General features: G+C 56.3%; 11 protein-coding genes. 7 read left to right on the forward strand and 4 right to left on the reverse strand.

Annotated elements, in window-relative coordinates:
• Positions 1-53 precede the first annotated feature (53 nt).
• The 6 genes from B3M52_RS19445 (at position 54) to hslU (ending at position 8,629) form a co-directional block, all read left to right on the forward strand.
• Entirely contained in the window at positions 54-2,234 is a 2,181-nt protein-coding gene (locus tag B3M52_RS19445; RefSeq protein WP_075195820.1) for a primosomal protein N', read from the forward strand.
• 208 nt (positions 2,235-2,442) lie between these two features.
• The gene (locus B3M52_RS19450) at positions 2,443-4,140 is read left to right on the forward strand and encodes an Ig-like domain-containing protein (protein WP_127402076.1); all 1,698 of its coding nucleotides are present in this window, start codon (positions 2,443-2,445) and stop codon (positions 4,138-4,140) included.
• Positions 4,141-4,286: 146 nt separating this feature from the next.
• Entirely contained in the window at positions 4,287-5,972 is a 1,686-nt protein-coding gene (argS, locus tag B3M52_RS19455; RefSeq protein ID WP_075195822.1) for an arginine--tRNA ligase, read from the forward strand.
• Positions 5,973-6,027: 55 nt separating this feature from the next.
• Positions 6,028-6,660, forward strand: a complete 633-nt coding sequence (locus B3M52_RS19460) for an SPOR domain-containing protein (protein ID WP_075195823.1) — start codon at positions 6,028-6,030, stop codon at positions 6,658-6,660.
• A 97-nt stretch (positions 6,661-6,757) separates the two neighbouring features.
• Positions 6,758-7,288, forward strand: a complete 531-nt coding sequence (hslV, locus tag B3M52_RS19465) for an ATP-dependent protease subunit HslV (RefSeq protein ID WP_007154624.1) — start codon at positions 6,758-6,760, stop codon at positions 7,286-7,288.
• 12 nt (positions 7,289-7,300) lie between these two features.
• Positions 7,301-8,629, forward strand: coding sequence for an ATP-dependent protease ATPase subunit HslU (hslU, locus tag B3M52_RS19470; protein ID WP_036203558.1), 1,329 nt, complete (start codon positions 7,301-7,303; stop codon positions 8,627-8,629).
• A 57-nt stretch (positions 8,630-8,686) separates the two neighbouring features.
• On the opposite strand, the gene B3M52_RS19475 is transcribed toward hslU, so the two are convergent.
• From B3M52_RS19475 to B3M52_RS19485, 3 genes are all read right to left on the reverse strand, one after another.
• A complete protein-coding gene (locus tag B3M52_RS19475) occupies positions 8,687-9,931 on the reverse strand; it encodes a patatin-like phospholipase family protein (protein WP_036203555.1) in 1,245 nt (414 codons plus the stop codon).
• A 97-nt stretch (positions 9,932-10,028) separates the two neighbouring features.
• Positions 10,029-12,335, reverse strand: a complete 2,307-nt coding sequence (gene ptsP / locus B3M52_RS19480) for a phosphoenolpyruvate--protein phosphotransferase (protein ID WP_075195824.1) — start codon at positions 12,333-12,335, stop codon at positions 10,029-10,031.
• 15 nt (positions 12,336-12,350) lie between these two features.
• Positions 12,351-12,881 carry an RNA pyrophosphohydrolase gene (locus tag B3M52_RS19485; RefSeq protein WP_036203550.1) on the reverse strand — a complete coding sequence of 177 codons (531 nt, stop codon included), beginning with the start codon at positions 12,879-12,881 and terminating at the stop codon, positions 12,351-12,353.
• Positions 12,882-13,055: 174 nt separating this feature from the next.
• Between B3M52_RS19485 and B3M52_RS19490 the strand changes: the two genes are divergently transcribed.
• Positions 13,056-13,712, forward strand: coding sequence for an HAD family hydrolase (locus B3M52_RS19490; protein ID WP_075195825.1), 657 nt, complete (start codon positions 13,056-13,058; stop codon positions 13,710-13,712).
• 135 nt (positions 13,713-13,847) lie between these two features.
• Here B3M52_RS19490 and B3M52_RS19495 read toward each other — a convergent pair whose 3' ends face one another.
• On the reverse strand, positions 13,848-15,044 hold the full coding sequence (locus tag B3M52_RS19495) for a class I SAM-dependent rRNA methyltransferase (protein ID WP_075195826.1): 1,197 nt from the start codon (positions 15,042-15,044) through the stop codon (positions 13,848-13,850).
• Between the last annotated feature and the right edge of the window lie 114 nt (positions 15,045-15,158).

Consider the following 15,158-nt stretch of genomic DNA (forward strand, 5'->3'; position numbering starts at 1 on the left):
CCGGTTTTCAGCTCCTTAAAAGGATAGGCAGATACCGTGACACCTTCATCGCCATGGAGCCACATGTGCCCCGAACTGCGCGTATAGCATTGAACCGCCCTATCCGGCGGCTGTTCGATTATCTGGTGCCGGATCACATTGCACTGCAACCAGGCCAGCGTGTAACGGTCCCCTTCGGACGTCAATCGGCTACCGGGCTGGTGGTCGAAACAGACGCAAAACCACCGGAGGGCATCACCCTTAAACCCGTCCGGTCCGCTGCCGAGGCGTGGCCAGCACTGCCCCCGGAAACCTTTCGCCTTCTTAGCTGGGCATCTGATTACTATCAGCACCCACTAGGAGAGTGCCTTTTTACCGCACTACCACCAGCGCTCCGTCGCGGCAGACCTGCCGTGGAGAATGCCGATCCCTACTGGCAAGCCTGCGGCGATCCTGCGCTGCTGCCCGGCAACGCAACACGACAGAGAGAACTGCTGGCGTGGCTAAACCGCCAACCCGGCGGCGCAGGCAGCAAGCAGATTGTGCGGGCCGGTTTCACGCAGTCGCAAATCCGAAGCCTTCAGGAAAAAGAACTGATCCGCGAGATCACGCCACCCACCCCAGATGGCGTAACAGAGGAAACCCGGAATCGTATCCCCGTGCTGTCTCCAGCCCAACAAGAAGCCGCCAACCAACTTCCATCGCCAGACAACGGTTTCGCGACAGCGCTCCTGTTTGGCATTACAGGCAGCGGGAAGACCGAGCTCTACCTTCATTACCTGAAGACTCACCTGGACGACCGACACCAGGCGCTCGTCCTGGTACCAGAGATCAACCTGACGCCGCAGACCGTAGCCCGCTTCCAATACTATTTCGGGTCACGCATCGCGGTATGGCACTCGGCGCTAAAAGACAGCGAACGACTCTCAACCTGGCTAAGGATCCGCAATGGAGAGCCGGTCATCCTGATAGGCACGCGCTCGGCTGTATTACTCCCCTTTACCGACCTGAAAACCATCATCGTGGACGAAGAACACGACAGCTCCTATAAACAGGGGGAAGGGTTCCGCTATTCCGGCAGGGACACCGCGGTCTATCGCGCGCACCTTAATAATTGCCCAGTTATTCTTGGCTCGGCGACGCCCTCCATGGAGTCATACCAAAATGCCTTGTCTGGCAAGTACCGCCTGGTTCGACTCGAAGAGAGAGCGGGTAACGCCAAGCCTCCAACGATCAAACTTCTGGATATCCGCAGTCGTCCTCTGGAAGGCGGTCTTTCCCGTCCAGCCCTGCAAGCCATCGAGAAATGCCTCAGCAATGGGCAACAGGCGTTGGTATTCGTGAATCGGAGAGGATTCGCTCCGGTCATGATGTGTTTCGACTGCGGCCATATGGTGGAGTGCCCTCACTGCGACACACGCCTGACTTACCACCGCCGCGACCGGGCCATGCGCTGCCATCACTGCGATTTTCAGACCGCCGCGACGGACCATTGCCCAAAGTGTGATAGTGAGGCATTCAAACCCGTCGGCCAGGGCACGGAACGCACCGAGGACATTCTAACCTCACAGTTTCCGGATACTCCTGTCGTGCGGGTCGACCGGGACAGCACCCAGCGCAAGGGCAGCATCCAGGGCATCCTCAAAAAAGTGAACAGCGGGCGCCCCTGCATTCTGGTTGGCACGCAAATGCTGGCCAAGGGCCACGACTTCCCGAACGTTACGCTGGTGGTTGTCGTCAATGCCGATGGCGGACTTTTCAGCGTGGACTTCCGGGCTCCGGAACAACTGATCCAGACATTACTGCAAGTGAGCGGCCGGGCCGGCCGTGGGGAGAAACCCGGCGAAGTATTGGTTCAGACCTGTCATAGCGACCACCCCCTGCTGCATTCCCTGGCTGAGGGACACTACCTTCCAGTCGCCGACCAACTGCTCGCAGAACGCGAAACGGGACAGCTTCCCCCCTTTCGAGCGATGGCGATCTTCAGGGCGGAGGCTGAGACGATGGAAAAAAGCCTGCAGTTACTGGACACCATAAAACAACAAGCCCGCTACCAGCAGATAGAGATCTGGGGCCCCCTGCCCGCGCTGATTGCTCGCCGCGCTGATCGCCTTAGAGCTCAACTGGTTCTGCTTTGCAGTAATCGAAAGTACCTCAACCACACGCTCGGCGTTCTGTGTGAAACGCTGGACCAGAGCCGGCTTCCAGCCGGACTAAAATGGGCCATTGACGTAGACCCGCAGGAAACCGGTTAACTTACTCACCTCCCCTTACTGAAGCCACGCATCAAATTACAAAGTTTTTCAAAAATGAATACCGATCAACATTGCATAGACGCATCCTGTGCTATGATTTTCAGCAAATTGACAATGAAATCTATAAATCTACGTAAGCTTGCGTGTCTCATGCAGGGAATGCGCAGCGATTTGGCTTTGCTGTAACGAAAAACTGGAGATCAGAATAATGTCAGGGAAAATCCTTGCGCGTGCGTCAGCTATATCGCTTTCAATACTCCTCGCCGCATGCGGCGGCGACGATAGCTCATCTTCGCTAGCCGGTACTGGCAGCGAAGGGGATGGAGGAAGTGGGGACGGCTCATCGGGAGGCGGTGAACAAACCGTTTCACTGGAACTCGGTACCGGCAGCGGCTCCGGCTTCCAATCAGGACAAATGAATGCATCCGCAACCAACCTGTCTTCCGGTGGGTCAACTAGACTCGAATTTAACGTGGTAAATGCTTCCGCTGGAAACTCAATATACAACTCAGTTGAGACCTCAGTAACCATCTCGTCTTTGTGTCAAAATGCTGTTTTCGATACACCGATCACTACGACTTCGGGCTCATTCAGCACCACGTATGAAGCCGGATGTGCTGGCACGGATACCATAACTGCCAGACTTCCCAACGGTTCAACTGCAACTGCTAACGTTAACGTTGCGGCTCCAGAGATCGGAGAGCTTGAATTTTTAACGGTAACCCCCGACTCGATCGCACTCAGCGGTAGCTCGACCAGCGGCAGGCCGAGTGTTTCAGATGTTACATTCCAGCTAAACGATAAGAATGGCAACCCAATTACCACTGGGGAAGGTATTGCATTCACTCTGTCTACGACTGTCGGTGGAATCTCGCTATCCCAAGCATCAACTGAGACCGACGAGAATGGCGTAGCGTCAACAAGGGTAAATGCCGGGACAGTGGCTACTGTTGTCAGCGTAACCGCGACATACACTCCCGACACAGGCCCTGTCATTCAAACAACTTCTGCGCCTATTTCAATAAGCGCTACGATCCCTGACCAAGATAGTTTTTCACTGTCGGTTGAAGAAAACTTTTTGCCAAACGCCAGAAATTATGACGGCGTATCCGTGCCAATTACGATACGGGCAGCGGATCGAAATAATAATCGCATTAGCGATGCTGTGGTGAACTTTGTTACGAACTCCGGCTCGGTACAAAGTGAGTGCATCCTCCAAGATGGCGCATGCTCAATCGAATGGATCAGCCAGAATCCCCGAGCTGATGACGGTGTGGCCCTAATTCTCGCACGCACAGTCGGTGAAGAAAGCTTTAGAGATCTGAACAGCGATGGCAAATATGTTCAGTCTGAAGATGACTTCAACGTTGCCCAGAACGACCTTGGGGAGGCTTTCTTGGACCGGAACCGAAACGGGAATTTCGACTCAGGTGAGGAGTACTTTGATTACAACAGCAACGGTCAATATGACCCCGCGAACGGCATATACAACGGCACTGCATGCACGGATACGAGTGGAGTAGAGTGCACCACCTCGCTACTGGAGATAACCCGGACTGGTAAACTGTTTCTGGCAAGCGACAATATCCAAATCACTTTTACAACAACCGTACAACCGGGACAAGTCTGCGCAGAAATTGCCGGTGTCTTTACGAATGATAGCGGAGCCACCATCGAGGGCCCTCCACCAGGCGGAACAGATATTGCCTTCTCAACTACTAATGGCTCAGTTGTTGCCCCGAGCAGCTTCAGCTCACCCACATCTTACCGCGAAACGCCTGTAGAGCGGTGCGTAACAGTTGAGGGAGACGGTACGTCTTCAACTGGCACATTCACAGTAGAAGTCACTCCGCCCGCTCCATACAATAGCGATCCATTTGTCGCTCAGGCGGCGATTTCAGACTGATCCTTCCACAACGGAGGCCCCGCGCAGACAACGCGGGGCCTCAAATTTGAGCCACACCCCTCTTTCAGTGATAATATCTGCCTTCCGAATAATTGGGTTCCCGGCCCTTAGCTTCCATTCTCTTATAACCTGAGTCATCCGACAGCATGAAAGAGACCGTATCCGAACTGCTCCAGTCTGCGCTGGCGACCCTGCAATCTGAAGGCACCTTGCCAGCAGATCAGACCTTTACACCACAGGTAGGCAACACCAAGGACAAATCCCACGGTGACTACGCCTGCAACATTGCTCTGGTCGCATCGAAGGCGGCGGGTTGCCCGCCACGAAAGCTGGCAGAGGCATTGGTGGAACGGTTGCCGGACACCAGCGCTGTCGAGAAAGTTGAGATTGCAGGCCCCGGTTTTATCAACTTTTTCATGAGCACAGCCAGTGCCTTTGAGGTGGTTAACACCATTCTCGACAACGCCGGGCAGTACGGTCGTAACAACAATGGCAAGGGCGAGAAGGTCCAGGTGGAGTTTGTCTCCGCCAACCCGACTGGCCCCCTGCACGTGGGCCATGGCCGTGGTGCGGCGATTGGCGACTGCCTGAGTCGTTTGCTGGAAGCCAATGGTTACGAAGTCACCCGCGAGTTTTACTACAACGATGCAGGCGCACAGATCAGCAATCTGGCACTTTCAGTGCAGTCACGGGTGAAAGGGCTGACACCGGAGGACGAAAACTGGCCGGCCGATGGCTACCGCGGTGACTACATCACCGATGTGGCCAATGCCTATCTCGCCGGCGAAACCGTTACCGCGGACGACCGGGAAGTCACCGGTAAAGCCGACCCGGACGATCAACAAGCCATCCAGGAGTTTGCGGTTGCCTATCTGCGTCGTGAGCAGGACCTGGACCTGAAAGCTTTTGGCGTGGAGTTCGACGTGTATTTCCTCGAGTCATCGCTGTACGAAGATGGCAAGGTAGAGGAAACCGTCGAGCGCCTGCAGGAAAACGGCTATACCTACGAACATGACGGCGCCATGTGGCTGAAAACCACCGAATTCGGCGACGACAAAGACCGCGTGATGCGCAAGAAGGATGGCGGCTATACCTATTTCCTGCCGGACGTGGCCTACCACCTGAACAAGTGGCAACGGGGTTTCACCACGGTTATCAATGAGCAGGGTGCCGACCACCACTCCACCGTCACACGGGTTCGTGCCGGCCTGCAAGCGCTGAACGCTGACATCCCCCAGGGTTGGCCGGATTACGTGCTTCACCAGATGGTGATGGTGACCCGGTCCGGGCAGGAAGTGAAGATTTCCAAGCGCGCAGGCAGTTACGTGACGGTCCGCGACCTGATTGACGAAGTAGGCCGCGACGCCACCCGCTTTTTCCTTGCAGCTCGCAGAGTCGACTCCCAGTTGACTTTCGATATCGATCTGGCCCGCTCCCAGACCAATGAAAACCCGGTCTATTACATTCAGTATGCCCATGCACGTATTTGCAGTGTGCTCAGAAAACTGAAAGAGGAAGGGGTTGAGCGCGGCCTGAACGAGTGCGTGGGAGATCTGTCCTTACTGACGCTCGACGAGGAAAAGGATCTCGCTAACCAGTTGGCCAAGTACCCCGAGCTTATAGAAAGTTCAGCCAAATTGCGGGAACCACATCACCTGACGCACTATCTCAGGGATCTTGCCGGGCAGTTCCACACCTACTACAACGCCCACAAAGTTCTGATCGAGGATACTGCTGTCCGGGACGCTCGCGTTTCCCTGTATCTTGCCGTGCGGCAGGTGATTGCCAATGGTCTCGATCTGCTTGGCGTGAGCGCTCCCGACGAAATGTAGCAAGTCAGGCTTCATGATCTGAATATTCAGGCACGCAACAGGAACTAACCCGGCCATGTCCCGAGACTATGCCCGCAAATCAAGAACGGCCAGCAAACCGGCAACGTCAACAAAATCCGCGAGGCCTGCGCGTAAACAAAAGCAGCCCCCAAAACGCCCTGCTGCAGCCAAGTCACAGCGAGGTGGCTTGTCATTGAAGTGGATTCTGTCACTGGCAGCCGTGGGTGGTTTTATCGGCTTTATTGCCTATCTCAACTCACTTCCTACATCCGAGCCTCGCCAGGGTGAAAAAGCAACAACAGCCGAACCGCCTGCGGTAAAGGAGAAGCCTTCGGAAACCGCCGCAAAAGAAAAACCCGGCTTTCGCTTTTACGACATGCTTCCTGACTCGGAGGTGGTTCCTCCCGAGGTCGAGGAATATACCCCTGGGCCAGGACAGCAAACGTTTGATTACCTGGTGCAAACGGGCTCATTCCGACAACAGCAAGATGCAGAGAGGCAGCGGGCCGAAATCGCGTTCCAGGGCCTCCGTGCACAGGTCAAACGCATCGACCTCGACAGCGGAAGCATCTGGTACCGCGTCAATGTAGGCCCCTTCACCTCTCGCAGCCAGATGAATGCGGCTATCGACAAGCTGGTCAATCTCAACATTCAGCCTCTGGTCAGGAAGATTCCCAAGGAGGGCTGAGCTGCCCTCCTGACTCTCTTTCCTCCCGCCCTTGAAAACCGCCCCCTCGCCTCCATAACTGCTGAATACCGTTTTCTATCAGGCAAATGGAGCCAGAATGACTACCATACTCTCTGTCAGGCGTGACGATGAAGTTGCCATGGGTGGCGACGGCCAGGTCTCCCTCGGCAATACCGTAATGAAGGGCAATGCCCGCAAGGTTCGCCGGCTCTATAACGACAAGGTGCTGGCCGGTTTTGCAGGTGGTACCGCCGACGCATTCACCCTGTTCGAGCGTTTTGAAGCCCAACTCGAGAAACACCAGGGCAACCTTACCCGCGCCGCTGTCGAACTGGCCAAAGACTGGCGAACGGACCGAGCTCTCCGCCGGCTGGAGGCCTTGCTGGCCGTTGCCGACAAAACCGCGTCACTGATCATTACCGGCAACGGCGATGTTATCGAACCAGAACAGGGATTGATCGCGATCGGCTCCGGCGGTCCGTTTGCACAGGCGTCCGCAAGAGCCCTGTTGGAAAACACCGACCTGAAAGCCAACGAGATTGTGGAAAAGGGCCTGGATATCGCGGCCGACATCTGCATCTACACCAACCACAATCGCACCCTCGAAGTACTCTCAGCCAACGATTGATCCGGAGCTAGCATGTCTGCAATGACCCCCCGTGAGATTGTCCACGAGCTCAACAAACACATCGTGGGCCAGGAAGAGGCCAAGCGTTCCGTAGCCATCGCCCTGCGCAACCGCTGGCGCAGGATGCAGCTGGACAGTGGTCTGCGCGAAGAGATCACACCAAAAAACATCCTTATGATCGGCCCCACCGGTGTGGGTAAAACTGAAATCGCACGCCGTCTTGCCAAACTGGCCGACGCCCCCTTTCTGAAAGTGGAAGCGACCAAGTTTACCGAAGTGGGCTACGTGGGCCGGGACGTCGAGTCCATTATCCGTGACCTGGCGGACATGGCCATCAAGATGCTGCGCGAGAAGGAAATGAAACGCCACGAGCATCGCGCCATGGACGCCGCCGAGGAACGCATTCTGGATGCCCTGATCCCGCCACCCCGGGACTTCAAGGAAGACAGCCAGAAAACCGAAGACTCTTCCACCCGCCAGCTGTTCCGCAAGAAACTGCGCGAGGGCGAGCTGGACGACAAGGAAATCGAAATCGACCTGCGTAACAGCGGCGCCGGCGTTGAAATCATGGCACCTCCAGGCATGGAGGAGATGACCAGCCAGCTACAGAACATGTTCTCGAGCATGTCCTCTGATAAGCGCAAGACCCGCAAGATGAAGGTCGCTGACGCCATGAAGCACGTTCGCGACGAGGAAGCCGCCAAACTGGTCAATGAAGAGGAAATCAAGCAGAAAGCCATCCAGACCGTCGAGCAGAATGGCATCGTCTTCATCGACGAAATCGACAAGGTGGCCAAGCGCTCCGAGAACACTTCATCGGACGTCTCACGGGAAGGTGTGCAACGGGACCTGCTGCCCCTGATCGAAGGCAGCACCGTCAGCACCAAGTACGGCTCCGTACGAACGGATCACATCCTGTTTATCGCGTCCGGCGCGTTTCACCTGTCGAAGCCGTCTGACCTGATCCCGGAATTACAGGGCCGCCTGCCGATCCGTGTTGAGCTGCAGGCACTGACTCCGGATGACTTCAAACGCATCCTCACGGAGCCAGATGCCTCTCTGGTACAGCAGTACGAGGCCCTGATGGGCACCGAGGGTGTCAAACTGACCTTCACAGAGGACGCCATCGCCCGTATTGCGGAAGTCGCCTACAAGGTCAACGAAACCACGGAAAATATCGGTGCAAGACGCCTACATACGGTGCTGGAACGACTGCTGGAGAGTCTGTCTTACGAGGCAGGTGATCAGGTTACCGACAGCTTCGAGGTTACCGCGGCGTTTGTGGACGAAAAACTGGGTGAGTTGGCAGAAGACGAAGATCTGAGCCGCTATATCCTGTGACCCGCAAGGGCAGAAAGGCCCGAATGTATCCTTTGGGGCGCGCGTTCTTCGCGCCCCCTACAACGCCTTACTGAACAGCTCCGACACATTATCAAAGCCCGTCGCCAACTTTCCTTTCTGAGCCCGTTTCTTGCGGCCTTTTGCCACATAAAGGGGCAGCATCTCACCGTACAGGCTGGTACTGATGGTGCGCTGCTCGTCTTCCAGTCGATCCCGACGCAGACGAATACCATACTTCGCAAGTTTAGGCTCCAGCTCGTCCGCACGGTTCAGCAGATCACGCCGCGTCATCTGGTAGGCATGCTCACACACCATCCGGCGGGACTGGAAACTGAACACATTGGAGAAGAACAGCTTGGCATCATCGCGGGTCGGCTCGAACAGCAGAATATCCTTGTCCGGGTAATCCCGGGTGTACTGCGCAATGCCTGATTGCATTCGGGAGTACACCATGGTGCGGAACATCTGGGACAGCAGGTTTGGCATACCCGACCGGGTCAGATCACCCGGCCCCATGGTACCGGCCCGCACAGCTGAGCTCGCATCAATGGGAACCTGTGGATTGACCGCGAAAACCAGATCCGCACCGTCCTCAAACGCCACGGAGGCATGCAACCCCTTTCTCAGAGTACCGTCCACGTAGTAACGCCCGTCGATAGTGACCGGAACATAGATGCCCGGAGACGAGGTACTCGCCTGAATCGCTTTTGATATGGGCACGTGATCAAAACCGGGGGCACCAAAGCAGACCGCCTCAGTGCTTTCCACATCCGCCGCAACAATATAAAGACTGCGCTTAAGCTGTCGGAAATCGTTGGTGCGACCAAGCATGGTAAAGGCCCGCTGCAGATATTCGTGCAGGCCTTCGTTATCGAAAAGGCCCGCAGGCGCAGCCTGCGCAAGAATCGTCAGCGCTTCCAGCAGGCTCTGGTCATAAGGGTTATTTACGAACCGTCGCACAGCCGTCGTCACCAGGCCCGGAACCGCCAGCAAGCGACTGCCCAGCTCCCGGAACGCCGGGCGATAGAACACTTCCGGATGGAAGGGGTGCACTTCCGCTTCATTGCGCACAAAAATCCGACACAACTGGGCGGTGGTCATCTGGTTGGCCAAATTGGCCGCAACAAAGGAGCCCGCGTTCACGCCGACGTAAACATCAATATTATTGAAATCAAGGCCATCCAGCGCCTCATCGAGCGCGCGCAATGCCCCGATTTCGTAGATACCTCCCAACGGGCCACCGCCGCCGAGGGCCAGGCCGATGCGAGGTTCGGGCTTAATCGCTGTTGTGGTTGCCGTCATTCAATATCCCCATGCGGGTGCGGTTGGCTATTGCTTTCAACACTAGCAGCCAGTTTTAGAGTACACACCCTATATAGGACCAATTGGCTATACGCCTTCACGAAAGGGCCTTTTCGGCATGGGCAATGGCACTGGACTTGCCCGGGCGCAGATAGCGGCCAAATCCGGCATTACGCAGGGCCAGATCCACACAGCTCTTGATAACGTGCGGCGAATCCAGCAACAGCACATCTTCCAGCAGCTGTGCCGACCATTCGCGGCTAACACTGCGAATGACCGACTTGACCTTCGGCAGGCTGGCCGCGTTCATGGAGAGCGAATCGTAACCCATCGCCATCAACAGCAGCGCGCCGCCAGGGTCACCCGCCAGCTCGCCGCAGATACCGACAGGCTTGCCGACCGCATGGGCGTCCTGTGCTACGCGCACCAGCGCCTGCAACACGGCGGGATGATAGGAATGGTACAGCTGCGCGACCCTGGGATTGTTGCGATCCACCGCCAGCAGGTACTGGGTCAGGTCGTTTGAGCCAACAGAGAGGAAATCCACGCGATCCGCCAACTCGCGAATCTGATACACCGCCGCCGGAATCTCCACCATTACCCCGACCTTGGGCATATGGATGTTGTAACCTTCCTCCCTGACCTCATGATAAACCCGGTAAATCAGGTGGAGGGATTCTTCCACTTCTGAGATATTGCTGATCATCGGCAGCATGATCTGCAGATTGTTCAGGCCCTCACTCGCCTTGAGCATCGCCCTTACCTGAACCAGGAATATCTCTGGATGATCCAGGGTTACCCGGATACCGCGCCAGCCCAGAAACGGGTTCTCTTCCTGGATCGGGAAGTACGTCAGCGCCTTATCGCCGCCGATGTCCAGCGTACGCATGGTGACAGGGTTCGGGGCAAAGGCTTCCAGTTGCTCGCGGTAGTATTCACGCTGCTCCTGTTCTGACGGGAACCGGTCCTTGATCATGAACGGCACTTCGGTGCGGTACAGACCGATACCTTCAGCACCGTGGCTCAGAGAGCGCACCACATCGGTCATCAAACCGGTATTCACCAGCAGCGACACGCGGTGGTTGTCGGTGGTTTCGCAAGGCAGGTCCCGCAGGGCTTCCAGCCCTTTGACCAACTCATCTTCCTCGTCACAGATTTCCTGGTAGAAGTTCCTCAGGTCCGTGGAGGGTGACGCAAAAATCTGCCCTTCAAAGCCATCAACAATCAGGTCCTTGCCATCCAGTTGGTTGACCGGAATATCTACCAGACCCATGACCGTGGGCACCCCCATGGCACGTGCCAGGATGGCAACGTGGGAGTTGCTGGACCCCTTGACCGACACCAAACCGACCAGTTGCCCTTTGGGCACTTCCCCGAGCATGGCCGGCGTCAGTTCTTCACTGACCAGGACCGTGTTCTCAGGATAGACCGTGTCCTTCTGCTCACCTTCCTGCAAGTGGGACAACAAACGGCGGCCGAGATCCCGGATGTCGACAGCCCGCTCCTGCAGGTAGTGGTCGTCCATCATTTCAAAGTGACGAACGTACTGCTGAACCACCTGTTTCAGCGCGCCCTGGGCCCAGAAACCTTCCTTGATCCGGTTGCCCACCTCACCTGGCATTGCGTCATCGCCCAGCATACGCAAATAGACATCGAACAGAGCCTGCTCTTCCGGGCGAAGCTGGGAAGCGAGCCGGGCCGCCACCCGCTCAATATCTTCCCGAACCGCAGTTACCGCGCCATCAAACAGCGACAGTTCCAATTCAATATCATCGGTGGGCTTCTCAGGCACTACGTCCAGGTCGGCGGCAGGGTACACCACCACACCCTTGCCAATGGCAACGCCCGGCGCACCAGGCACACCACTGAAACTGACATCGGTCGCTTCTTCACCGGTCAGGGAAAGACCGCTGATGGCGCCCGTTGCCTCGCTGTGGGCAATAACACCGGCCAATTGAGCCGAAACGGTAACCAGGAAGGCTTCTTCACCCTCGTCAAAGCAGCGCGAACTTTCCCGTTGCTGAACAACAAGAACGCCAAGAACCCGGCGATGGTGAATGATGGGAACACCCAGGAACGAGCGGAAACGCTCTTCGCCGGTCTCTGGAAAGTAACGATAGCGGGGGTGGGATGGAGCATCTTCAAGGTTGATAGGCTCCTCCCGGGAGCCAACCAGACCAATCAGGCCCTCGGAATAACCCAGGCTGACCTGCCCTACTGCTTGCTGGTACAAGCCTTCCGTGGCCATTAATATGTAGCGATTTGTGGCTGGATCAAGCAGATAAACCGAGCAAACCTCGGTATCCATGGCTTTCTGCACCCGCGAAACAATGACATCCAGCGCCTCCTGCAAATCGCGGGCACTGTTTACCTCTTGTACAAGACTTCGCAGTATGCTCAGCATGGCGGGTTCAATCCGTCATTTCTGTGTGTCCTTCGCGCGTCGGGAAGGCTCGCTCTGGCGCCACTGTTCCATGTTGTAAAACAGCCGCGGCGCGAGCTCTCGCAGCGCACGTCGATAGACCTCGCGTTTAAACGATACGACCTGCCCAAGCGGGTACCAGTAGCTAACCCACTGCCAGCCGTCGAATTCCGGCGAGTCCGTGCCGTCCACGCGTACCTGCGCATCCGGCGAAAGCATCCTCAGCAGGAACCATTTCTGTTTTTGTCCCACGCAGACCGGGTGCGAATTGTGGCGCACCATCCTGCGAGGGAGGCGGTATCTCAGCCAGCCACGGGTACAGCTGATGATTTCCACATCGCCTGTACCGAGACCAATTTCCTCCGCCAGTTCCCTGTAAAGGGCCTCTTCCGGTGATTCGTCGTGCTTGATACCACCTTGAGGGAACTGCCAGGAGTCCTGCCCTATTCGCCTTGCCCAGAGGACTTCCCCCCTGTGATTGGCCAGAATGATTCCGACGTTGGGTCTGAAACCGTCCGAATCGATCACGGCACAGTCCTCTTAAAAGTCGGTTGGCCGGATTAAAAATTCACCGGCCGGATTTATCCAAGTTGCTCTCATTCTTACAGAATCCCAAGGCTTCGGCAAACGAAGCCGACGGCGGCGCGTCATGCTAGACTGTTGCGCCTGTGACAGTCGTCGTTTTTCCCGGAGGTATCCAAGTTGACGCTCGCGATTTTTGATCTCGATAACACCCTGCTCGCCGGAGACAGTGACCACGCCTGGGGGGAATTCCTGGTGGAAGAGTCGATTGTGGATGCGGAGGAATACCGGCAGGCAAACGACCGCTTCTATGAGGAGTATCTGAATGGAGAGCTGGACATCATGCGCTACCTGAGCTTTGCCCTTCAGCCTCTTGCACGGTATGACACGGAACAGCTTCTGGCCTGGCGCGAACAGTTTATGGCAAAAAAAATCCAGCCTATGATGCTCGAAAAAGCCAAGGCATTGCTGGATAGCCATCGGGCCGATGGCCATACCTTGATGATCATCACTGCAACCAACCGGTTCGTTACCGAGCCAGTGGCTAAGCTGCTGGACATTGATCACCTGATTGCCACTGAGCCAGAAATGGTCAATGGGCGCTATACGGGAGAAGTTGCAGGTATTCCCAGCTTTCAGGACGGCAAAGTAGCCCGCCTGAATGACTGGTTGGAATCAACTGGAGAAAGTCTCGAGGGCGCCTGGTTCTATAGCGACTCCCACAACGATGCGCCTCTACTACGCAAAGTCGAAAATCCGGTAGCGGTAGACCCGGATCCGACGCTTGAAAACATTGCGAAAGAAAATGGCTGGAAGATTATGAGCCTTCGAGGTTAACTGCCATCGTCTGGGCCAGTCAGCGGGGGCGCTACTCCGGGAGCGTCAAAAACATGGATGTTTTTGTCGAGCGTACAGGGACGTATTTACAGCGTATCCCGGAGCAGCGCCCCCGCTGACTGACCTCCCCCAAGCTCAAAGAAACCCAGTCAACGACCGAACAAAACAGCTTTTAATATAATCCGTCTCCGGAATCCCCGGTACTACCGGATGATCCGGCGCTTGATGGCCTTGCTCCAATAATTGAACAAACCGGTCAATCTTGCGGCCGCTGCTGCGGATAATATCCGTCAGCTTCTCTTGGGACAGATGCATAGAGCAGGAAGCCGACACCAGTAGTCCATCCCGATCAAGCAGCCGAAGTCCCAACTGGTTCAGGCGCGCATAAGCCTCTTCCCCAGCCTTCTGGTCACGCCGCCGGGGGATCAGTGCCGGTGGGTCGAGGACAACGATGTCGAACTTTTCCTTCTCATCGCACAGCGCTTTCAGGGCGTCGAAGGCATCACCCTCTATCGTCTCGATGTTATCAAGGCCATTGATCTTCGCATTGTGATGAACAGAGTCGATGGCACCAGAGGAACTGTCCACACAGGTCACCTGCGTAGCCCCGGCACAGGCAGCCTGGATACCCCAGCCACCTACGTAACTGAACACATCCAGCACACGCTTGCCCGGCGCATAGGCCTGCAGCCGCTGCCGGTTCATGCGGTGATCATAGAACCATCCCGTTTTCTGCCCCCCTTCCATGGGCACCTCGAATCGCACGCCATTCTCCTCAACCGGCAGGAGATCAATCTCCGGGCCATGGGCCTGCTCAACGTAAGTATCCAGCCCTTCTACCTTCCTCATCTTGCCGTCGTTCTTGAGGATAATCGCCCGCGGATGCGCCAACCGCTGCACCGCACGAACAACCGACTCCTTCATCTGCTCCATGCCGGCCGTGGAAATCTGAACCACCACCACATCATCAAACCGGTCAATCACCAGCCCGGAAAGCCCGTCACTGTCGCCAAACACCCAGCGATAAAACGGCTTGTCAAACAACCGCTCCCGCAGAGCCAGCGCCGTCTCCACCCGCTCGGTAAGCCTTTGCGGCGTCATGCCATGAGCGGCATTCCGGCTGATCAAACGGCCGCAGATCAGCGCATGCGGATTCACAAACACCGTTCCCATGGGTTTATCGTTGGCCGCGCGCAGTTCAGCCTGGGCTCCGGTTTCAAACTCGGTCAGCGGGGAGCGATGAGTATCCACTTCATTGCTGTAGACCCAAAGATGACCAGCCCGGAGCCTGCGTTCTGCGCCTTTTCGGAGGTATAAAACCGGAAAATTCATAAATAAACGCCTGAAGAAATAATATAAGGAAGGCTTTTCGAGACGAGTCCAGCACACAGGTTCGGAGATTAAGCTGGGCAGGCTTTCCAAAACTGTGCGGAGCCATGGATGGCG

This window comes from Marinobacter sp. UBA2688 (genome assembly GCF_002352785.1).
In the GTDB taxonomy this organism is placed as follows: Bacteria; Pseudomonadota; Gammaproteobacteria; order Pseudomonadales; family Oleiphilaceae; genus Marinobacter; species Marinobacter salarius.